The organism is Nonomuraea insulae, assembly GCF_042656245.1.
This window is the reverse complement of record NZ_JBHSPA010000079.1, coordinates 76,546-96,306: the sequence shown is the minus strand read 5'-3', so window position 1 is coordinate 96,306 and position 19,761 is coordinate 76,546. Positions and strand designations below refer to the sequence as shown.

Genomic DNA, 19,761 nt, shown 5'->3' with positions numbered 1-19,761 from the left:
TTAAATTGGAGCAGTGGCCGGTTGGGAAGTCGTGCTGGTAGCTGAGGTCCGCGAGTGGTTCGATCGCCTGTGCGATGAAGACTGGGACACCGCTGAGCGAGTTGAGGACGCCATTGACATGTTGGCGCAAGTCGGCCCGACGTTGGGCAGACCCCTTGTGGATCGGCTGAAGGGGGCGGATCACCACAATTTCAAGGAGCTTCGCCCCGGGTCATGCGGAAGCAGCGAGATCCGGATCATCTTCGCTTTCGATCCGATCCGGCGAGCGGTCCTTCTCGTGGCGGGTGACAAATCGGGCAATTGGGATCGATGGTACGACGGCAATATCGTGATCGCTGAAAAGCGATACGCACAGCACTTGGCGGAGATGACCACGAGGGAGTACGAATGAGCGCGGCGAGCTGGGACGAGGTGAAGCGGCAGGCGCACGAGCGGCGCAAGGCCGCAGGGCTCTCTGTGCGCTCGTCCGCCGAGAAGGACACTGCGATGGCAAGGCTCACGGCTGAGATTCGCGCGCACAAGCTGGCTGAGGTGCGTCGAGAACAGGAGCTCACGCAGCGGGATGTGGCAGATGTGATGGGCGTATCCGGTCCGCGCGTGTCGGCGATCGAGCACGGAGACCTGGATCGGGTGGAGGTTTCCACGCTGCGCGCGTACGTGGAAGCGCTGGGCGGGCAGTTGCGGGTGGTCGCCGACTTCGGTGACACCGAATACAAGATCGCCTGAGATCGCGCACCCGCGATCTCAGAGCGTCAGGAGGCTGATACCGCCTCCGCCGGGCGGGTTCTGAGGGCTAGGCGGGCGGGGAGGCTCGTGGAGAGGAGGGCCAGGGCGGTCGCGGCCACGAGGACCAGGGCGTATGTCATCGGCGGTACGTACGGCGTGGCGGACCCGGTCATTCCCGCTCCGAACGCCGCCAGCGTCACCAATGCGGCCCCCGAGCCGATGACGGCGGCGGCCAGGACGGCGCAGAGGGTTTCCAGGCGGAGCATGCGCAGGACCTGACGCCGCGTGGTGCCAGCGAGCCGCAGCACCGCCAGTTCCCTGGAGCGGCCCGACGTGGCCATGGCCAGCGTGTTGACCACGGCGATGGCGGTGAAGGCGATGATCAGCCCGAGCGCCACGAACGTGACCTGCGGGTTGGCCGCACCGACCTCGGCGGCCTGGGCGCGGTCGAGCACCGGAGTGCCGGGGAGCGCCTTGGCGAGGGCGTCCCTGGTGAGGGTGGGGGCCGAGACGAGCAGGGTGCCCGCCGGGTCGTCCACGTGGCCGGTGACCAGCTCGTACGGCAGCGTCACGTCACCGAACCCGAGGCCGCGCGAGTAGACGGCGGCCACCTTCAGCGCGACGGGGGTGCCGTCACCGAGCGTGAGGCGCACCGGGTCGCCGGACCCGAGACCGAGGTGGCCGGCGGCGGTACGGCTGAGCGCGACCGAGCCCCGGCCGAACCCGTCCATCGAGCCGCCTACGACGTCCAGGTCGATCGTGCGGGGGTCGTAGGTGATGGCCTGGGCGGCGTACTTGTCCAGGCCGACCCGGATCGAGGTGCGCAGGACAGGCGTGACGGCCTCGACGCCGGGCACCCGCCGGACCTGGTCGGCAGGGGCGCCGGGCAGCACGAACGCGGCGCGGGTGCCGGCGGCGGCCTGGTTCTGGGCGGCGTGGCCCATCGTGGTCTGGGTGAACAGGATCGTGCACGTCATCGCCACCATCAGCGTCAGCGGCGACAACACCGAGGCCAGCGCCTTGGGCGTGGCGCGCAGGTTCCTGGCGGCCAGGAAGCCGCTCGTCCCGGGCAGCGGCACCAGCCGCGCCACCCTGGCCACCAGCGGCCCGAGCACGGACGCGGCGATCGTCCAGACCAGCGCGGTCAGCATGGTCACCGGCGTCGCGGCGGCCTCGGTGTCCAGCCCCGACAGGACCAGCGTGAGCACCGCGCCGCCGGCCAGGAGCACCGGCCCGGCCACCAGCCGCCACCAGGGCAGCCGCCCGCTGTCGAGCGCGGCCTCACCGAGCGCCTCCACGGGCCGGATACGGGTGAGCCGGCGGGCGGAGACGCGGGCCGCGACCCAGGCGGCGCCCACGGTGGCCAGCAGCGCGACCAGGGGCGGGAACGGGCTCACGACCAGGGCCAGGTTCGCCGGGGTCGCGCCCAGGGCGACGAACGTGGCGTGCAACCAGAGGCCGAGCCCGATGCCCGCCGCCGCGCCGGGCAGCCCGGCCAGGACGCCGACCAGCAGGGCCTCGCCGCCGACGAGCCCGCGTACCTGCTTGGGCGTGGCGGCCACGGCCCGCAGCAGGGCGAGCTCACGCTGGCGCTGCTGGATCGACAGCGCGAACGTGCCCACCACGACGAGGATCGCGACCAGCAGTGAGGTGCCGGCCAGCGCGCCGCCCATGCTGATCAGCTTGACCCGCGCCTGCTCCGCGTCCAGGAACTCAAGCGTGCCGCGCTCCTCGCCGGTGTACACCACGGCGCCCTTTGGCGCCTCGGACAGGGCGGGGAAGACGCCGGCGGCGCTGACCAGGCCGGGGTGGCCGGCCAGGCGGCGGGCCTGCGCGGTGCTGAAGAACACAGTGTCCTGGCTGGGCAAGGCCTGAGCGGTGACGCCGACGACCCGGTAGCCGCGCAGCCGCGCCCCGACCCGCAGCCCGGCGCGGGCGTCCACCACGATCTCGTCGCCGGCCCCGGGCTCACGACCGGCGGCGATCGTGAAGGGGGTGAGCGCGGCCGACTCCCAGCCGTGCCCGGTGAAGGAGCCGAACGGGAACGTCACCTCCGGCACGACCTGCACGCCCGTACGCCGGAGCGTCTCGACGACGGACTCGGGCAGCCAGGCGCGTTCGGACAGCGGCTTGGCCTTGGTCTTGGTCTCGCCGTCGCCCTTGTCGACGGTCTCGCGGACGTACTGGTCGGCGGCCACGACGGCGGGCGCGCCCGCGTACCGTTCGGGGGCGACCGTGCCGCGCAGGCCGGTCTCCAGCAACATCAGGCACGCGCACACCAGCGCGGCGGCGCACAGCAACGCCACGAACGCCCCCGCGAACGCGCTCTTGCGGCGCCGCAACGTCTTCCAGGCGAACCCGATCACTTCCACGCCCCCAGCCTGGTCATCCGCTCGGCGACCTTCTCCGGCGTCGGGCCGGTCATCTCGTCCACGATCCGGCCGTCGGCCAGGAACAACACGGTGTCGGCGTAGGAGGCCGCCAGCGGGTCGTGCGTCACCATCACCACGGTCTGGCCCATGCCGTCCACCACCTCCCGCAGCAGCCGCAGCACGTCCCTGGCCGTCATCGTGTCCAGCGCCCCGGTCGGCTCGTCGCCGAAGACCACCTCGGGATCGGTGATCAGCGCCCTGGCGATGGCCACCCGCTGCTGCTGACCGCCGGAGAGCTGCGCGGGACGGTGCCCGGCACGCCCTTCGAGACCCACCCGGCGCAGGATCTCCGTCAGCCGGTCCCGCTGCACGCGGGCGCCGGACAGGCGGAGGGGGAGCGTGACGTTCTCGACCACGTTCAGCGCGGAGACCAGGTTGAACGCCTGGAACACGAAGCCGACGCGCTGCCTGCGCAACTCGGTGAGCTCCGTCTCGCCCATCCCGGCCAGCTCCGTGCCGCCGAGGCGCACGGACCCGGACGACGGCACGTCCAGCCCCGCCGCGCAGTGCAGGAACGTGCTCTTGCCCGACCCCGACGGGCCCATCACGGCGGTGAAGGAGCCGCGCGGGATCCCCACCGACACCTCGCGCAGGGCCGCCACCGCGCTCTGGCCCTTCCCGTACACCTTGCTCACCGCGTCCAACCGCACTGCCTCTGTCATGTCTCCCAGCGTGCCGACCAGCGCGTACGCGGCCCAGACACCCCGTCACCCGTCACCCATGACGTCATCATGATCCGGACACTGGTGGACAATGTATGCGTGATTCGCGTACTTCTCGCCGAGGACCAGGCGGTCATCAGAGGCGCCCTGGCGGCCCTGCTGGACCTGGAGCCGGACCTGCAGGTCGTCGCCGCCGTCGAGTCCGGGGCGGCGGCCGTCGACTCGGCCGCCGTGGAGCTGCCCGACGTGGCCGTCCTGGACATCGACATGCCCGGCGAACTGGACGGGCTGGAGGCCGCCGCGCGCATCCACCTCCGCGTCCCGTCGTGCCGCACGCTCATGCTCACCGGGTACGGCAAGCCGGCGCACCTCAAGCGGGCGCTGGCGGCGCGGGTGGGCGGGTTCATGCTGAAGACGGCTCCGCCGGAGGAGCTGGTGAGCGCGATCCGCGAGGTGGCCCAGGGGAACCGGGTGCTGGACAAGGCGCTGGCGGTCACGGCCTGGGACCTGGCCGACAACCCGCTCACCCCGCGCGAGGCCGACGTGCTGCGGCTGGTGGCGGGTGGCGCGGACGCCCCCGAGATCGCCAGGGAGCTGTACCTGACGCCGGGGACGGTGCGGAACTACCTGACGGCCATCGTGGCCAAGCTAAACGCGCGTAACCGTACCGACGCCGTTCGCATCGCCGGTGAGTCCGGCTGGATCTAGGTGGACGGCGGCGTCGAGCCGGAACCAGCCGTCCTCGACGCCCGTGGTCAGGCGGCCGTTCAGGGCGTTCATGCGGGTGGTCAGGTTGCCCAGTCCCGACGAGCCGCGGCGGGCCTCGGCCGGGCGGGCGCCGTCGTTGCGTACCGACAGGGTCACCAGGCCGTCGTCGGCGGCGGTCTCGATCGCGCAGCGGCGGGCGGTGCTGTGGCGCAGGACGTTCGTCACCGCCTCGCGCAGGACGGCGCTGAGCACGGTCTCGACCTCGGGCGGCAGCGGCGGGTGGGCCAGGTCGGCGGTGACCTCCACGCGGGCCGCGCGCAGGATCGACGCGGCCGACTCGGCCTCGGCGGCGAGGGAGAGGTCGCGGTGTTCGCCGGAGACCGAGCGCAGGTCCTGCCGGGCGCGTTCGGCCATCTCCAGCACGTCCGCCAGCTCGGTCCGCGCCCGCTCCTGCGGGAGGCGGCGGGCCAGCTCGCACTTGAGCAGGATCGCGGCCAGGCTGTGGCCGAGCAGGTCGTGCAGGTCACGGGCGGCCCGCAGGCGCTCCTCCACGACGGCGGAACGGGCGAGGTCCTCCCTGGCGGCCTGGAGCTCCTTGGCGATCCTGGCCAGGCGCAGCAGGCTGTAGATCACCAGGCTGGTGACGAGCGTGCTCGCGGTCACGTTCGCGCCCTGGGGGAGTGGCAGGCCGTAGCGGGCGGCGATGACGCCCGTGGCGGCCACGATGGCGGCGACCAGCGGCCAGGCCGTACGCGGGCGGAAGGCCAGCAGCACCGGCCCGGCCAGGAAGCCGCTCGCGCCCAGCCAGATCGGGCCGAACAGCGGGATCGGCGCGTACGTGAGCACGGCCATCACCGCCAGCCCCGCCATGGGGCGGCCGGTGACGGACCTGAGCTGCATGACCACGATCGCGGCCAGCATCGCGGCGGCGGGCAGCAGCAGGTGCGCCGGGATCTGGAGCAGCGCCTTGACGCTGAACACCACCAGCACGGCGGTCAGCAGCAACACCGACACGTCGGCGGGCGCGCGCTCCTCCAGGCGTTGCGGCGCCGGGAGCGCGGCCTCGACGGTGTGCCGGCCCTGGCCGGACAGTTCGCTCCCGAGCCGGCCGCCCGCCGCCCTGACCTGGGCGGCGAGCTCGGCCAGGTCGTCGTCCTCGGCGGTGCGGCGTCCGTCGTCGGTGACGCGCAGGGTCACCGTTCCCGCCTGTTCGGTGGTCTCGATCACGCACGTACGGGCGGCGCCGCGGCGTACGACGTCGGTGACGGCCTCCCGCAGCACGGTCGCGAGCAACGCCCCCGCCGGGCCCAGCGGCTCCGCGTGCCCCTGCCGCACCTCCACGCTCACCTCCGCCGCCGCCAGCATGGACGTGGCCGTGGTCAGCTCGGGGCCCAGGGACATCGCCCGGTAGCCCGCCGCCGCCGACCTGGCCTCCGCCAGCGACCGCCGTGCCGTGTCCACCACCTCGCCCAGGTCGGCGGCCCTGCGTACGCCGTCGATGATCGTCGCCAGGCCGCGCCCGAGGCCGTCGCTGAGCTCGGCCGCGATGCGCAGCCGCTCGTCGCCCACCGCCGCAGCGGCCAGCGCCAGGCGGGTGGCGTGCAACTCGTCCACCCGCTCGACCAGCCGGATGAGACCGGGCACGACCAACGTCATCAGCACCGTGGTGATCGTCAGGTCGAGCGTCGTGAGCACGTCGCCGCCCCGCGCGTACGCGATCACGACCGCGCTGAACACCACCCCTGGCGCCAGCGCCCACCACCGGGTCACCAGCAGCGAGCCCGCCAGGAAACCCAGCACCACCACGGACGACCCGGCCCCCAGGGTCACCCAGTAGACCAGCACGGCCTGCGCCGCCAGCAGCCACCAGGCTCTGGACCAGAGGGTGTAGAGGCATTGCACGGCGAAGACGAGGACCGCTCCCGCGGCCCCCGCCAGGACGTACACACCGGACAGGGCGGCCAGCACCGCCACCACGATCACACGAGCCAGGAACACACCCCGCAGCCTAGGAGAACCCCCGCGGCAGCACGGTGACAGGGCAGGCGGCGGCCCGCAGCACCTTCATGGCCAGCTCGCCGAGGAACACCCGGTGCGGCTGCGCGTCCTCGCTGGCCGCGCACACCAGCAACTCGCCCTCCAGCCACTCGACGTCCTCCATCGCGGCGGCCACGTCGTGGCCCTCGGCCACCTCCGACTCCGCCTCGATCCCGGTCGTCTCCCACGCCAGCCGGACGGCCAGCGCGAGGTCGTCCCTGAGCCTGCCCTGGTCGTCCGTGCGCAGGTCGAGGGTGATCAGCCGGAGCGGCACGCCCAGCCGCAGCGCCGCCTGCGCCACCTGCCCGACCGCCTCGTCGCACTGCGGCCGATGCACGTAGGCCAGCGTGAGGCGGGCGGGATCGGCCGGCGGCCGGTAACCGGCGGGCGCCAGCATGACCGCCTCGGACGACAGGTGCAGCAGGTGGTCGGAGGTGGCGCCGATCGCGATCCGGCCGGGCTGCCCGCCGTCCGCCGAGCCGACCACGATCAGGTCGGCCCTGATCCGGCTGGCCAGCACCGACAACCCCCGCCCTGAGCCCCTGCTCTCGAACGTGATGTATTCGGCCGCCACCGGCCCCAGTTCCTCGGCCGCGTGCGCCAGGTTGGCCTGCGCCTCGACCGCCAGCCCTGGGCTGCCCGGCGGGTAGATCGTGGCGATCGTGAGCTCTCCGCCGGTGACGCGGGTGATCGCGTCGCCGAGGGTCAGAGCGTCTCGCCCGCCGGCGTCGTTCGTGTAGCCGACGATCACGTGAGCACCGATCACGACAGCCCTCTTACCCCGGTTGAGCTGGGAATACGCGGTCTTGACCCGAACGTTGTAAACGTACGGAGGCGTAAAGAACGTGAAGATAACCCTTGATACCCGTTTCAACGGGTCCCTCGGCCAAGTCACCCTTCGTGAAGCGGTTCAGCAGCTCAAAGATCACGATCTGGCCTGCACCGTGACCGCGGACGCCGTGGAGCAGAAGGTCAGCATCTTCTCCGACTGCGTGGAGCGCGGGTTCACCCCGCTGCGCAGCGAGATCATGGCCGCCTACTACGTCGCCGAGCGCGACGCCACCACAGAGGCGTTCGATCGAGGGCTGATCACCCAGGCCGAGCTGGAGATGAAGCAGGCTGCCCTGATGCGCCAGTTCCTGTCCTGATTCCGCCTTTCCGCCTTTCGGTTGAGGCATTCGACCGCTTCAGTTCGTAAGGTCGTGTCCATTGCCCGTTCACGGATTGGACACGCGTGTACCAGGACATCGTCGACTTCTCCCTCACCACCCCCGGGTGGCTCCACACGCTCGCCGAGGTCGGCACGGACGCCGGGTTATTCCTCTTCGCGGCGCTGTTCGTGGTGGCCGCACTGCGAGCGTGGCGAGGGCCGGCGCGTGAGCTGGCCCTCGTGATCGCGGGTCCCGCGGGGATCGTGCTCGCGTACGTGGTGAGCGAGGTCGTCAAGGTGTTCGTCAGGGAGGACCGGCCGTGCCGGGGCGGGATCACGACGATCGCCGCGTGCCCGCCACCGGCCGACTGGTCCTTTCCCAGCAACCACTCCGTGATCGCGGCCGGCGCGGCCGCCACCCTCGTCCTGGCCTGGCGGGCCCTGGCGTGGGGGGTGTTCCCGCTCGCGGTGGTCATGTCGTTCTCGCGGGTGTTCGTCGGCGTGCACTACCCGCACGACGTGGCCGGGGGCTTCCTGCTGGGCCTGGTGCTCGCACCGCTGTTCGCGCTGCTCGCGGTGGGCGCCGTCACCCCTGCGGTACGGCTCCTGAGAATGCGTCTGTCGCCGCGATGAGACGGTCGAGGATGCCGGGCTCGGAGTAGGCGTGCGCGGCGTCGTCGACGATGTGCAGCTCGGCCTCGGGCCATGCCTTGTGCAGGTCCCAGGCCGTGGCCAGCGGGGTGCAGGGGTCGTGGCGGCCGTGCACGATCACGCCGGGGATGTGCCTGATCTTGCCGACGTCCCTGATGAGCTGGTCGGGCTCGAACCAGCCGCCGTGGGTGAAGTAGTGGTTCTCGATCCTGGCGAAGGCGACCGCCATCTTCTCCTCGCCGAACTCCTCGATCAGCGCCGGGTCGGGCCGCAGCGTGACCGTCCCCCCTTCCCACATCGACCACGCCCGCGCCGCCGCGATCCGTTCGCCGTCGTCAGACCCCTCCAGGCGCTTCCTGAAGGCGGCGATCACATCGCTCCGCTCCTCTTCCGGGATCGGCGCCACGAGGCGCTCCCACAGGTCGGGGTAGAGGTAACCGGCGCCCTCCTGGTAGAACCAGCGCAGCTCCTGGGGCCGCAGCGTGAAGATCCCGCGCAGCACCAGCTCGCTCGTCCTGCCGGGATGCGTCTGCGCGTACGCCAGCGCCAGCGCGCTGCCCCACGAGCCCCCGAACACCTGCCACCTGTCGATGCCGAGGTGCTCGCGCAGCCGCTCCAGGTCGGCCACCAGGTTCCAGGTGGTGTTGGAGCTCAGGTCGGTGGCCGGGTCGGAGGCGTGCGGCCGGCTTCGGCCGCAGTTGCGCTGGTCGAGCAGGACGATGCGGTAGAGCTCGGGGTTCCACTGGCGGCGGTGCTTGGCGCTGCAGCCGCCTCCCGGGCCTCCGTGGAGCATCACGGCGGGCTTGCCGTGGGGGTTGCCGCAGACCTCGTAGTAGATCTGGTTGCCGTCGCCCACGTCGAGCAGGCCGGAGTCGTACGGGTCGATCGGCGGGTATAGCTCTCTCATAGGCCCTGATCCTCCCGCATCTACGACCATTCGTGCCGGGTGAGGAACGAGCGGTCCCCCGTGGCGTACTCGTTGAACGCCTGCCGCACCTCCGCCAGCTCCGGGACCGTCGCCTGGATGAGCGTGCTCTCCTTGTACTCCAGCTCGAACCCCGGGGAGACCTGCAGGAAGTGCCGCCCGAAGTTCACCAGGGCCACGAACGGGTTCTGCGGCGACAGCGTGCCCAGCACGTCGTGGACCAGCCCGAGATCGGGGTCGCTGACGATCATGCCGTCGCCCGTGTGCAGTTGCATGCCCTCGTAGACCCCGAGCGGCGCCACGTTGTGCACCAGGTCGCGCTGAGGGTCGTAGCAGACCAGGCCGTGCGCCTGCGCGACCGTGAACACCTGCGCGGACACCTCGTCCATCGTGTCGAGGTCCATTTTCACCAGCACGTGTTCACGGTCGGCCCGGTAGAACGTGACCTCCCCGGGCAACTCCTTGGCGACGTCGGGTGCGGGGCCGTCGCCGGGCTCGGTCCGCTTGACCGCCAGGTACGTCGCACGCGCCTGGTCCCTGCTGATCGGCACCGGCTCGTCCCAGACCATCAACTCAACGCTCATCGGTCCATCTTGACGGACCCGCCTCACCGCCGCGTGGTCACTACCTGGGTTTTTCCGAATCCGGCACCAGTTCGACCGTGCAGTTCGCGCAGCGGCGAGCCTCGACGGGGATGTCGGACAGGCACTCGGGGCACTGCTTGGTGACGGCCGCCTTGTTCCGGTCGAACAGGCTGATCAAACGGGTCATCGGGGCCACGACCAGCCAGTAGACGACGGCCGCGATGATGAGGAAGGTGAGCAGGTGGTTGAGGAAGTCGCCGTACTGGAAGCGGCTGCCGTTGATCGTGAAGTAGTAGTCGGCGAAGTCCGGCTGACGTCCGCCCGTCACCGCGCCGATCAGCGGCGTGACCAGGTCGGTGACGAGCGCCTGTACGAGTCCGCTGAACGTGGCCCCGACGATCACCGCCACGGCCAGTTCGACGATGTTGCCGCGCAGTAAGAACTGTTTGAAACCGCCCATGGGACCGGCTCATTGCCCCGGACGGCGGTTCGAAACCTGGCCCGGCCGACCTGACCGGGGGCCGGGCGTGTCGCCACGGGGTCGCTCCGGGACGCCCGCCGGAGGATGCTGAAGTCGTGAGCCGCCTCCGGCACCGCGCCGCCGAGGGCGGCTCACCCCCTTGACCTCGGTCGGAGTAACCACGGGCTCAGTGTGGGAAGGAACATGGTGATCAGTGATGACCGGGGTTGTCGAGGGGAGCGGGGGAACGGAACATGGGGAGAGACCGCAAGGGAGCCTCGATGATCGAGATCTGGCCGGGAGACCCCTATCCGCTCGGGGCGACCTACGACGGCGCCGGCACGAACTTCTCGCTCTACACCGAGGTCGCGGACAAGGTTGAGTTGTGCCTGTTCGACGAGGACAACGTCGAGGCGCGGGTGCCGCTGGCCGAGGTGGACGGGTTCATCTGGCACGGCTACCTGCCGGGGATCGGGCCGGGGCAACGCTACGGCTACCGCGTCCACGGGCCCTACGATCCGGCGCGCGGGCTGCGCTGCAACCAGGCGAAGCTGCTGCTGGACCCGTACGCGATGGCCATCGAGGGCGGGGTGGACTGGAACGAGGCCGTCTACGGCTACCGCTTCGGCCAGCCGGACACCAGGAACGACCGTGACTCGGCCCCCTACGTGCCGCGCTCGATCGTGATCAACCCGTTCTTCGGCTGGGGGCACGACCGGCCGCCGGCGACCCCGTACCACGACACCGTGATCTACGAGGCGCACGTCCGGGGGCTGAGCATCAGTCACCCGAAGATCCCCCGGCACCTGCGCGGCACATATGCGGCCCTGCACCACCCCGAGATCCTCGACCACCTCACCAAGCTCGGCGTGACGGCGCTGGAGCTGATGCCGGTGCACCAGTTCGTCACCGACCACATCCTGGAGCAGCGCGGGCTGTCCAACTACTGGGGCTACAACTCGATCGGGTTCTTCGCGCCGCACAACCGCTACTCCAGCCAGGGGCAGCGCGGGGGGCAGGTGCTGGAGTTCAAGGCCATGGTCAGGGGGCTGCACGAGGCGGGCATCGAGGTCATCCTGGACGTCGTCTACAACCACACCGCCGAGGGCAACCATCTCGGGCCGACGCTGGGGTTCAGGGGGATCGACAATCCCGACTACTACCGGCTGGTCCAGAACGACAAGCGCTACTACGTGGACACCACGGGCACGGGCAACAGCCTGCTCATGCGCTCGCCGCACGTCCTGCAGATGATCATGGACTCGCTCCGCTACTGGGTCATCGAGATGCACGTGGACGGGTTCCGGTTCGACCTGGCCTCCACACTGGCGCGGGAGCTGCACGAGGTGGACCGGCTGAGCTCGTTCTTCGACCTGGTGCAGCAGGACCCGGTGTTGTCGCAGGTCAAGCTGATCGCCGAGCCGTGGGACGTGGGGCCTGGCGGATACCAGGTCGGAAACTTCCCCTCTCGGTGGACGGAGTGGAACGGGCGCTACCGCGACACGATCCGCGACCTGTGGCGGGGGCAGGCGGCCACGCTGCCCGAGTTCGGGTCCAGGTTCACCGGGTCGAGCGACCTCTACCAGGACGACAGCCGCCGCCCGGCCGCCTCGATCAACTTCGTGACCTGCCACGACGGGTTCACGCTGCAGGATCTGGTCTCGTACGACAACAAGCACAACGAGGCGAACAAAGAGGGCAACCGCGACGGCACCGACGACAACAGGTCCTGGAACTGCGGCGAGGAGGGTCCGGCGGGCATCGCCGTCGAGTCGCTGCGCGAGCAGCAGAAACGCAACTTCCTCACCACGTTGTTCCTGTCGCAGGGCGTGCCGATGCTCTCGCACGGCGATGAGCTGGGGCGCACTCAACGGGGCAACAACAACGGCTACTGCCAGGACACCGACCTGACCTGGGTGGACTGGTCGGACGTCAGGGAGAACTGGCTGCTGCTGGAGTTCACCCAGAGCCTGGCCGAGCTCAGGAAGAAACATCCCGTTTTTCGGCGAAGGAGATTCTTCTATGGCAAACCGGTGCGCGGGTTGAGCGACATCGCGTGGCTCACCCCGTCAGGGGAGGAGATGACCGACAGCGACTGGCACGTCGGGTACGCGAAGTCGCTGGCCGTCTTCCTCAACGGCGACGCCATCACCGAGCCCGACCGTCGCGGCCGGCCGATCAGGGACGACTCGTTCCTGCTGCTGTTCAACGCCCACCACGACACGATCAAGTTCACCATCCACAAGGACTACGGCGAGATGTGGCAGACCGAGATCGACACGGCCATGCCGATCAGGCTCGACGCGCGGATGGTGAAGGCGGGCGACTCCATCGCGGTCCCGGGCCGCAGCGTGCGGGTGCTGCGCCGTGTCTAGACCCACCTCCACCTACCGGGTGCAGCTCACTCCCGACTTCGGCTTCGCCCAGGTCGCCGAGATCGCCGGCTACCTGCGCGACCTCGGCGTGAGCCACGTCTACCTCTCGCCCATCCTGCAGTCCACGCCCGAGTCGCGGCACGGCTACGACGTCACCGACCACTCCAGGATCAGGGAGGAGTTCGGCGGGGCGACGGGGTTCAGGGAGATGGCGCAGCAGCTCGCCGCCCAGGACCTGGGCATCGTGGTGGACATCGTGCCGAACCACATGAACACGGTGAACGCCCAGTTCTGGTCGGTGCTCAAGGAGGGGCCCGAGTCGCCGTACGCGCGGTGGTTCGACATCGACTGGGTGGACGGGAAGGTCGCACTGCCCGTGCTGGGCGACGACACTGAGCCCGTCGTGGACGGCGACGTGCTGCGCTACCACGAGCACGCCTTCCCCCATCCCGGGCACTACCGGCTGGTCGACTGGCGCGAGGGGCCCGGCTACCGGCGCTTCTTCGACGTGTCGACGCTGATCGGGCTGCGGGTCGAGGACCCGTCCGTGCTCTTCGCCACGCACGAGGTGATCTTCTGGCTGCTCGACGAGGGGCTCGTGGACGGGCTGCGCGTCGATCACCCCGACGGGCTCGCCGATCCGCGCGGCTACCTCGAACGGTTGCGCCGGCGGGCGGGCAGCGCGTGGACGGTCGTCGAGAAGATCCTCATCGGTCCCGAGCGCCTGCCCGGCGACTGGGCGTGCGACGGCACCTCGGGTTACGACGTGCTCAACCGGGTCAACGGCCTGTTCGTCGATCCCACCGGCAAGGCACCCCTGATCCAGATATTTACGGACCTGACGGGGCAGCCGTCCGACTACCGGCCGGTGATGGCCCAGGCCAAGCGCGAGGTCCTCGACCTGTTCTTCGGGTCCGAGGTGAACCGGCTGGCCAGGGCCGCCTCCTGCGACCCCGCCGCCGTACGCGAGCTGCTCGCCGCGATGCCGGTCTATCGCGCGTACGTGGTGCCCGGCCAGCCGCCGCCGCCCGAGTCGGCCGAGATCGTGGAAATGGCCGCCGAGTCCTGCTCGCCCGCCGTCCAGCCGCTGGTCCGCGAGGTCCTGTCCGGCTCCGCCGAGTCGATCGTGCGCTTCCAGCAGGCGTGCGGCCCGGTCATGGCCAAGGGCGTCGAGGACACTGCGCTCTACCGCTGGTTCCCGCTGGCCTGCCTGAACGAGGTGGGCGGGGAGCCGGACGTGTTCGGGGTGCCGGTGGAGGAGTTTCACGACTTCTGTACGGAGATGTCCCCGTACACGATGACCACGCTCTCCACCCACGACACCAAACGATCCGAGGACGTCCGGGCCCGGTTGTCGGTCCTGTCGGAGATCCCGGGGGAGTGGGCGGCGGCGGTGGCCGAGTGGTCGGCCCAGGTGAGCTTCGACCCGCACCTCGACTATCTGGCCTGGCAGAACCTCATGGCCGCCTGGCCGATCTCCGCCGAACGTTTCACCGACTACCTCCTCAAGGCCGCCCGCGAGGCCAAGACCGCCATCTCCTGGCTCAACCCCGATCCTTCCTACGAGCGCCGGCTCCGCGCCTTCGCCGAGGCCGCCGTACGCCTGCCGGTCGGCGGCTTCACCGAACGCATCGACCCGTACGCCATGTCCAACTCCCTCGGGGCCAAGCTGGTGCAGTTGATGATGCCGGGGGTGCCGGATGTGTACCAGGGCAACGAGACGACGGACTTCTCCCTGGTGGACCCCGACAACCGGCGGCCCGTCACCTACCCATGCAAGCCGGAGACCTCATGGGACGCGACCAAACTCCTGGTCACCACCCAGGCCCTGCGCCTGCGCCGCCGGCTGGGCGGCGCCGCGGCGTACGTGCCCCTGCGGGCGGAGGGCGACCGCGCGGAACACGTGATCGCCTTCGCGCGCGGCACCGCGGAACCCGAGGCCGACCCGCGGGCGGTCGTCGTCGCCACCCGGCTGCCGGTGCGCCTGGCCGCGACGGGATGGGTCGCCACCACCTTGGCGCTGCCCTCGGGCACCTGGCGGGACCTGCTCACCGGCAACCTCTTCACCGGGCGGATCCCGCTCGCTCATTTGCTCGGTCAGTATCCGGTCTCACTCCTGGAGAGACATGATCTTTGAGGTCTGGGCACCGAAGGCCACAGCGGTCGAACTGTACGCCCTGGGCGGGCGCCGGGCGATGTCGCCGGGGGAGAGGGGGTGGTGGTCGGCGGAGGTGGAGGGAGCTGAACACGGCACCCCGTACGCCTTCGCGGTGGACGGCGACGGGCCCTACCCCGACCCGCGGACGCGGCGGCAGCCCGAGGGGGTGTTCGGGCAGAGCATGGTGTACGACCACGCCCATTTCACCTGGTCCGACCACGACTGGAAGGGCCGCGACCTGCGCGGTGGAGTGATCTACGAGCTGCACGTGGGGACGTTCACGGCGGAGGGGACGTTCGCGGCGGCCATCGAGAAGCTGCCCCACCTGGTGGAGCTCTGCGTGGACTTCGTGGAGGTCATGCCGGTCGTCCCCGTGCCGGGCGGGCGTAACTGGGGGTACGACGGCGTGGATCTCTACGCCGTGAACGAGACGTACGGGGGTCCCGACGGGCTCAAGTCGTTCGTGGACGCCTGCCATCGGGCCGGGATCGGGGTCATTCTCGACGTGGTCTACAACCATCTCGGTCCTTCGGGAAACTTCCTGCGGCCGTTCGGCCCGTACTTCTCCGGATTTGACGGCAGCTACTGGGGCGAAGCGGTCAACCTGGACGGGCCCGAGTCCGACGAGGTACGGCGTTACTTCATCGGCAACGCGCTGCAGTGGTTGCGCGACTTCCACATCGACGGGCTGCGGCTCGACGCCGTACACGCGCTGCACGACAAACGCGCCAAACACCTGCTGGCCGAGCTGTCGGAGGAAGTGGACGCGCTGGCGTGCTTCGTCGGCCGCCCGCTGTCGCTGATCGCCGAGTCCGACCTCAACGACCCGCGCATGGTGCGCTCCGTCGACGCCGGCGGGCTCGGCATGACGGCGCAGTGGAACGACGACGTCCACCATGCCCTGCACTGCGCGGTCAGCGGCGAGAGCCACGGCTACTACGAGGACTTCGCCCAGCTCTCGGCCTTGGCCAAGGTGCTGACGCAGGGGGTCGTGCACGACGGGAGCTACTCCAACTTCCGCGCCCGCGCGCACGGCCAGTCCTTCGCGGGCGTGCCGGGGCACCGGCTGGTGGCCTGCCTGCAGAACCACGACCAGATCGGCAACCGGCCGGTCGGCGACCGCCTGCCGATCCCGGCACTCAAGCTGGGCGCCGGCCTGCTCCTGACCTCGCCGTTCACGCCGATGTTGTTCATGGGGGAGGAGTGGGGGACGCACACCCCGTTCTTCTTCTTCTCCGATCATGTGGAGCCGGAGCTACGGGAGAGCGAGGGGACGCGCAGGGAGCGGGAGTTCGACGGGTTCGGGTACGTGTGGGAGGCGCCGAACCCTTCGGATGAGGAGACCTTCCTGCGCTCCAAGCTGGACTGGAGCGAGGTGAAGGAGGAGGCGCACTGGTCGCTGCTGTGCTGGTACCGCGACCTGATCGCCCTCCGCAAGGCCCTGCCAGAACTGTCGGACCCGCGCCTTGACCGGGTGCGGGTGGAGGTCGATCCGCTGGGGAAGTGGCTGCTGATGTGGCGGGGGGCGCTGGCGGTCACGGCGAACTTCTCCCTGGAGTCGGTGACGTTGCCACTGACGCCCGGGACGGTGCTGCTGGCCTCGGACGATCCGGTGGTCATGGGCGAGGAGGGGCTGCGGATGCCCGCCCAGTCCCTGGTGATCAGCCGATCCACACGGAAGTGACGGCATCGCGGCCCGGCCGACAGATGGATCTTGTTGGCCGGCCCGCCCCGTGAGCGGCCTGAAACGTTCGTAGACGGTGGACCACGGCCCGCATATGCTGTCGAAAATCTGCCGATGAGCAGCGCCGAAGCTCCCAAGGGGACATGATGCCACGGCGATCTGGGTTATTGCGCTGGTCAGCGGGCATCGTGGCGCTGGCGCTCGTGGCGTCGGGACAGCCGGCCGCAGGCGCGTCACCCGCCGTGGTGACAGGGCCTGCGGGCTGGGCAGCCGGCGCCCCCGGGAGCTCTCCCAGGGCGGGAGACTTCGTCGTGTACGCGTTCAGCCAGTCGGACGTGCACGAGGAGGACCCGCAGGTCTACGAGCTCGACCCGGACACCACCATCCGCGCGATCGGGAAGTGGTCCACGGCGGGCGACGAGGCGGCCGACTACAACTTCGCGCAGATCGACCGCTACCACGCCAAGGGCATCACCTTCATGGGCAGCGGCACGGCGAGCGTGATCTTCCCGAAGGACTTCGCCACCACCGAGATCTTCGACGACATGTCCACGCGCGACGCGGACGGCCATCCGGTACCTCATGACGAGTTCGGCTTTCCTGAGCCGGCGCGGCGGGGCAACATCTTCAACCCCAAGTACCGCGAGTACCTCCTCTCCTGGGCGCGCATCCAGATCGACGGCGGCGTCGACGGGCTCAACCTCGACGAGATCAATGCCGGATTCAGCGGCGGGTCGAAGTACGGCTTCAACGGCAACGAGGGCTTCGACGACTACACGATCGCCGACTTCAACCGCTACCTGCTGGCGAAGTATCCGGCCTTCACCGCCGCGGACTGGAAGTCACGCTTCGGCATGACCGACGACAACATCCTCCGTCGCGACGTGCCGGCCGGCGACCTGGCGGCCAATTTCAACTACCGCGATCACCTGCGGGCCGGCGGCTGGAACCTCGACCCCCTGAACGCGGCGAACCCGCTCGCCGCCGAGTGGGGCAGGGTGGTCGCCAACCGCATGTACGCCGAGGACACGTCGTTCACCGCCACCTACATCCGCCGGTACTGGAAGGAGACCGTCGAGGAACTGCGGGCGTACGCCTGGCGCACCCGGCACCGCGGCATTCTCATCTCCTCGAACGGGCTGTGGCCGTACGTGGACTTCAACAGCGTCGGCATGTACCCGTGGAACCCGGACGAGCAGACACCCGACTTCCGCGGCGCCGACTACGTGCCGGTGACCGACGGCCACCTCAACGGCGCCAAGTCGCTCCAGTCGCAGTACCGCTACCTGAAGGAGCAGAGCACCCGGATCGCGGGCCACGTGCCGGTCGTCGTGTTCATCGACTGGCCGAACGACATGATGACCAACTACCTCAACCTGCCGCCGCAGGAGAAGAAGGACTACTGGCAGATCTTCGGCGCCGAGGCGTACGCGAACGGCATCTTCCCCGCCTTCCACCTGAAGGACACAGTCGGCAGCCCCACCGCGACGGACCTCGGAATGATGGACTTCTTCACGACCTACACCCGCTTCTACAAGGACCATCGCGCGATCTTCAAGGACAACACGATCGGCACCCAGGTGGTACGGGTCGGCGTGGCCGGCGTCGCGGCGAGCCTGCTCGTGCAGCGCGGCACCGGCAAGCGCTCCATCCACCTCGTCAACCACAACTACGACCAGGGCATCACGCCCCAGTCGGGGTTCACCGTGGAGGCAGACCTGGGCTCCTGCCCGCGCCGCGTCTCGTTGGTCTCACCAGATTCCCCGCCGTCGAAGTCGCCGGCGTTCTCCTGCCGGCACGGCAAGCTGAAGCTGACCGTCGACCGCCTCGACTACTACAACATCATCCAGCTGTAACCGGATCTGAGCGAACCGCGTGATCGCTGTAGCCGGGTCCGGGCGAACCGCGTGATCGCTGTAGCCGGGTCCGGGCGAACCGCATGATCGCTGTAGCCGGATCCGGGTGAACCGCATGATCAGGTGTCCGGTCGCCTGATCGACCAGGGGAGACCAGGCCGGGTCGTGCCCTGCGTCACTGCGACACCCACGGACGTGACGACCGGGCCGCGCCGGGCACGAGGCCGAGATGCTGTAGCGGGCCAGTCGCTACTCCCGAGTTGGCGTGGTGGGCCAGCCGCGACCCCGAGGTGCTGTGGCCGGCGGGGTGCGATCCCCGAGGTGCTGTGGCGGGCAGGGGCGACGCCGAGGTGCTGTGGCGGGCCAGTCGCTACTCCCGAGTTGGCGTGGTGGGCCAGTCGCTACCCCCGAGGTGCTGTGGCAAGCGGGGCGCGACCCCCGAGGTGCTGTGGCGGGCAGGTGCGACGCCGAGGTGCCGTGGGCGCATCAGACGCGACACCGAGGTGCCGTGGTGGGTGGGGGCTCCCCCGAGGTGTGTGGCGTGCCGGGCGCGACCCAAGGTGCCGTGGTGGGGGCGGGGCGCGATCCCGAGAAGGCACCATCGCCAGGTTTTCCACAGCCAATCCCCCCACCGAACGGCCTCGTCCACAGAATCCCGTTCCACTCCGCGCCAGCCACCCCCCATCCCCGATCCTGAGTGCCTCCCGATCCAACCCTTCCCACGGAGGCACCTCTCCCCATGAAGATCACCCTCCCTCTGCCGGCGACCATGACCTGCCTGTTCATCGTCGCCATGGAACATGTGCCGTTCGACGTCGAGTCGTTCGTGCCCTGGCGCGTCGGCGGACCGTACAGAAGGGCGGCGATCAGCTCGGCAGCCAACGGCACCCTGACGGTGGCCCACCACACCACCCCGTGGAAACCGATCGGCACCGCCCTCACAGACGACGAGAGACGCCGCCTGCGCCGCACGAAACAACACATCATCGTGTCCACCACCGCACCCCCGAACAGACTGCCCACCACCGCACAGGTAGCCCGTGCCGCGGCGAGGGCACTGGCGCGAGAAAGCGACGGCCTGCTGATCGACCCGCTGACCGCCTCAACCATCCTGACGTGCGGCCGATGCGCGGGCGAGCCCACAACTTTCCGTCTCAACGACGACTGGCTGTCCTGGGACGTCCAGGTCCACGACGCCGCCACCTGCCCACCCTGGGACCCGTCCGACATGGGCGCATGCGACTGCCTGCGCGTCACCTCGCGGGGCCTGCGCCGCTTCGCCCTCCCCGAGATCACCTTGGACGGCGCCGCCTGCGCCCACAACCTGTGCGCGACCAACCTCCTGCGCACAGT

The 19,761-nt window shown here is 70.0% G+C and carries 16 protein-coding genes and 1 pseudogene; 10 read left to right on the top strand and 7 right to left on the bottom strand.

Annotated features, from left to right (window positions below; translation table 11 throughout):
• The first annotated feature begins 13 nt into the window (after positions 1-13).
• Together ACFPZ3_RS51880 and ACFPZ3_RS51875 are read left to right on the top strand one after the other, a co-directional pair.
• Positions 14-391 (top strand): type II toxin-antitoxin system RelE/ParE family toxin, encoded by a 378-nt coding sequence (locus tag ACFPZ3_RS51880; protein ID WP_379521847.1) that lies wholly within the window; start codon positions 14-16, stop codon positions 389-391.
• Positions 388-726 carry an XRE family transcriptional regulator gene (locus ACFPZ3_RS51875; RefSeq protein ID WP_379521846.1) on the top strand — a complete coding sequence of 113 codons (339 nt, stop codon included), beginning with the start codon at positions 388-390 and terminating at the stop codon, positions 724-726. Before ACFPZ3_RS51880 ends, ACFPZ3_RS51875 begins: the two co-directional genes overlap by 4 nt.
• Positions 727-752: 26 nt before the next feature.
• Here the strand turns inward: ACFPZ3_RS51875 and ACFPZ3_RS51870 are convergent, their stop codons facing one another.
• Positions 753-3,098 carry an ABC transporter permease gene (locus ACFPZ3_RS51870; protein WP_379521845.1) on the bottom strand — a complete coding sequence of 782 codons (2,346 nt, stop codon included), beginning with the start codon at positions 3,096-3,098 and terminating at the stop codon, positions 753-755.
• A complete protein-coding gene (locus tag ACFPZ3_RS51865) occupies positions 3,089-3,820 on the bottom strand; it encodes an ABC transporter ATP-binding protein (protein WP_379521844.1) in 732 nt (243 codons plus the stop codon). The genes ACFPZ3_RS51870 and ACFPZ3_RS51865 overlap by 10 nt, the downstream gene beginning before the upstream one ends.
• 99 nt (positions 3,821-3,919) lie before the next feature.
• Here ACFPZ3_RS51865 and ACFPZ3_RS51860 point away from each other — a divergent pair, with 99 nt between their 5' ends.
• A complete protein-coding gene (locus tag ACFPZ3_RS51860; protein WP_379521843.1) occupies positions 3,920-4,528 on the top strand; it encodes a response regulator transcription factor in 609 nt (202 codons plus the stop codon).
• On the opposite strand, the gene ACFPZ3_RS51855 is transcribed toward ACFPZ3_RS51860, so the two are convergent.
• Positions 4,469-6,526: a sensor histidine kinase gene (locus ACFPZ3_RS51855; RefSeq protein ID WP_379521842.1), complete on the bottom strand. Its 2,058-nt coding sequence runs from the start codon at positions 6,524-6,526 to the stop codon at positions 4,469-4,471. The genes ACFPZ3_RS51860 and ACFPZ3_RS51855 overlap by 60 nt on opposite strands.
• A gap of 10 nt (positions 6,527-6,536) precedes the next feature.
• On the bottom strand, positions 6,537-7,331 hold the full coding sequence (locus ACFPZ3_RS51850; protein WP_379521841.1) for a universal stress protein: 795 nt from the start codon (positions 7,329-7,331) through the stop codon (positions 6,537-6,539).
• 178 nt (positions 7,332-7,509) lie between these two features.
• Here ACFPZ3_RS51850 and ACFPZ3_RS51845 point away from each other — a divergent pair, with 178 nt between their 5' ends.
• The gene (locus ACFPZ3_RS51845; protein WP_379521840.1) at positions 7,510-7,713 is read left to right on the top strand and encodes a hypothetical protein; all 204 of its coding nucleotides are present in this window, start codon (positions 7,510-7,512) and stop codon (positions 7,711-7,713) included.
• Between the two features lie 86 nt (positions 7,714-7,799).
• Complete coding sequence (locus ACFPZ3_RS51840; RefSeq protein WP_379521839.1) at positions 7,800-8,348, top strand: phosphatase PAP2 family protein; 549 nt, start codon at positions 7,800-7,802, stop codon at positions 8,346-8,348.
• Here ACFPZ3_RS51840 and pip read toward each other — a convergent pair.
• From pip to mscL, 3 genes are read right to left on the bottom strand one after another with little or no spacing between them, the layout of a single operon-like run.
• A complete protein-coding gene (gene pip, locus ACFPZ3_RS51835) occupies positions 8,302-9,273 on the bottom strand; it encodes a prolyl aminopeptidase (RefSeq protein WP_379521838.1) in 972 nt (323 codons plus the stop codon). The genes ACFPZ3_RS51840 and pip overlap by 47 nt on opposite strands.
• A 20-nt stretch (positions 9,274-9,293) precedes the next feature.
• Positions 9,294-9,875: a hypothetical protein gene (locus ACFPZ3_RS51830; protein ID WP_379521837.1), complete on the bottom strand. Its 582-nt coding sequence runs from the start codon at positions 9,873-9,875 to the stop codon at positions 9,294-9,296.
• A gap of 40 nt (positions 9,876-9,915) precedes the next feature.
• The gene (gene mscL, locus ACFPZ3_RS51825; RefSeq protein WP_379521836.1) at positions 9,916-10,335 is read right to left on the bottom strand and encodes a large conductance mechanosensitive channel protein MscL; all 420 of its coding nucleotides are present in this window, start codon (positions 10,333-10,335) and stop codon (positions 9,916-9,918) included.
• A 281-nt stretch (positions 10,336-10,616) separates the two neighbouring features.
• Between mscL and glgX the strand changes: the two genes are divergently transcribed.
• The 5 genes and pseudogenes from glgX to ACFPZ3_RS51800 all read left to right on the top strand — a co-directional run.
• Positions 10,617-12,710, top strand: coding sequence for a glycogen debranching protein GlgX (glgX, locus tag ACFPZ3_RS51820; RefSeq protein ID WP_379521835.1), 2,094 nt, complete (start codon positions 10,617-10,619; stop codon positions 12,708-12,710).
• Positions 12,703-14,847, top strand: a complete 2,145-nt coding sequence (gene treY / locus ACFPZ3_RS51815) for a malto-oligosyltrehalose synthase (RefSeq protein ID WP_379521834.1) — start codon at positions 12,703-12,705, stop codon at positions 14,845-14,847. The genes glgX and treY overlap by 8 nt, the downstream gene beginning before the upstream one ends.
• Positions 14,837-16,552, top strand: coding sequence for a malto-oligosyltrehalose trehalohydrolase (gene treZ, locus ACFPZ3_RS51810; protein ID WP_379521833.1), 1,716 nt, complete (start codon positions 14,837-14,839; stop codon positions 16,550-16,552). The genes treY and treZ overlap by 11 nt, the downstream gene beginning before the upstream one ends.
• 146 nt (positions 16,553-16,698) lie before the next feature.
• Complete coding sequence (locus ACFPZ3_RS51805) at positions 16,699-18,408, top strand: hypothetical protein (protein WP_379521832.1); 1,710 nt, start codon at positions 16,699-16,701, stop codon at positions 18,406-18,408.
• 739 nt (positions 18,409-19,147) lie between these two features.
• Positions 19,148-19,761 (top strand): annotated as a pseudogene (locus ACFPZ3_RS51800) (hypothetical protein); the annotation flags it as partial.

Coding starts and splice junctions, on each gene's coding strand:
- ACFPZ3_RS51875 (WP_379521846.1), top strand. CDS start 388: ATGAGCGCGGCGAGCTGGGACGAGGTGAAGCGGCAGGCGCACGAGCGG.
- ACFPZ3_RS51865 (WP_379521844.1), bottom strand. CDS start 3,820: ATGACAGAGGCAGTGCGGTTGGACGCGGTGAGCAAGGTGTACGGGAAG.
- pip (WP_379521838.1), bottom strand. CDS start 9,273: ATGAGAGAGCTATACCCGCCGATCGACCCGTACGACTCCGGCCTGCTC.
- ACFPZ3_RS51830 (WP_379521837.1), bottom strand. CDS start 9,875: ATGAGCGTTGAGTTGATGGTCTGGGACGAGCCGGTGCCGATCAGCAGG.
- mscL (WP_379521836.1), bottom strand. CDS start 10,335: ATGGGCGGTTTCAAACAGTTCTTACTGCGCGGCAACATCGTCGAACTG.
- glgX (WP_379521835.1), top strand. CDS start 10,617: ATGATCGAGATCTGGCCGGGAGACCCCTATCCGCTCGGGGCGACCTAC.
- treZ (WP_379521833.1), top strand. CDS start 14,837: ATGATCTTTGAGGTCTGGGCACCGAAGGCCACAGCGGTCGAACTGTAC.
- ACFPZ3_RS51805 (WP_379521832.1), top strand. CDS start 16,699: ATGCCACGGCGATCTGGGTTATTGCGCTGGTCAGCGGGCATCGTGGCG.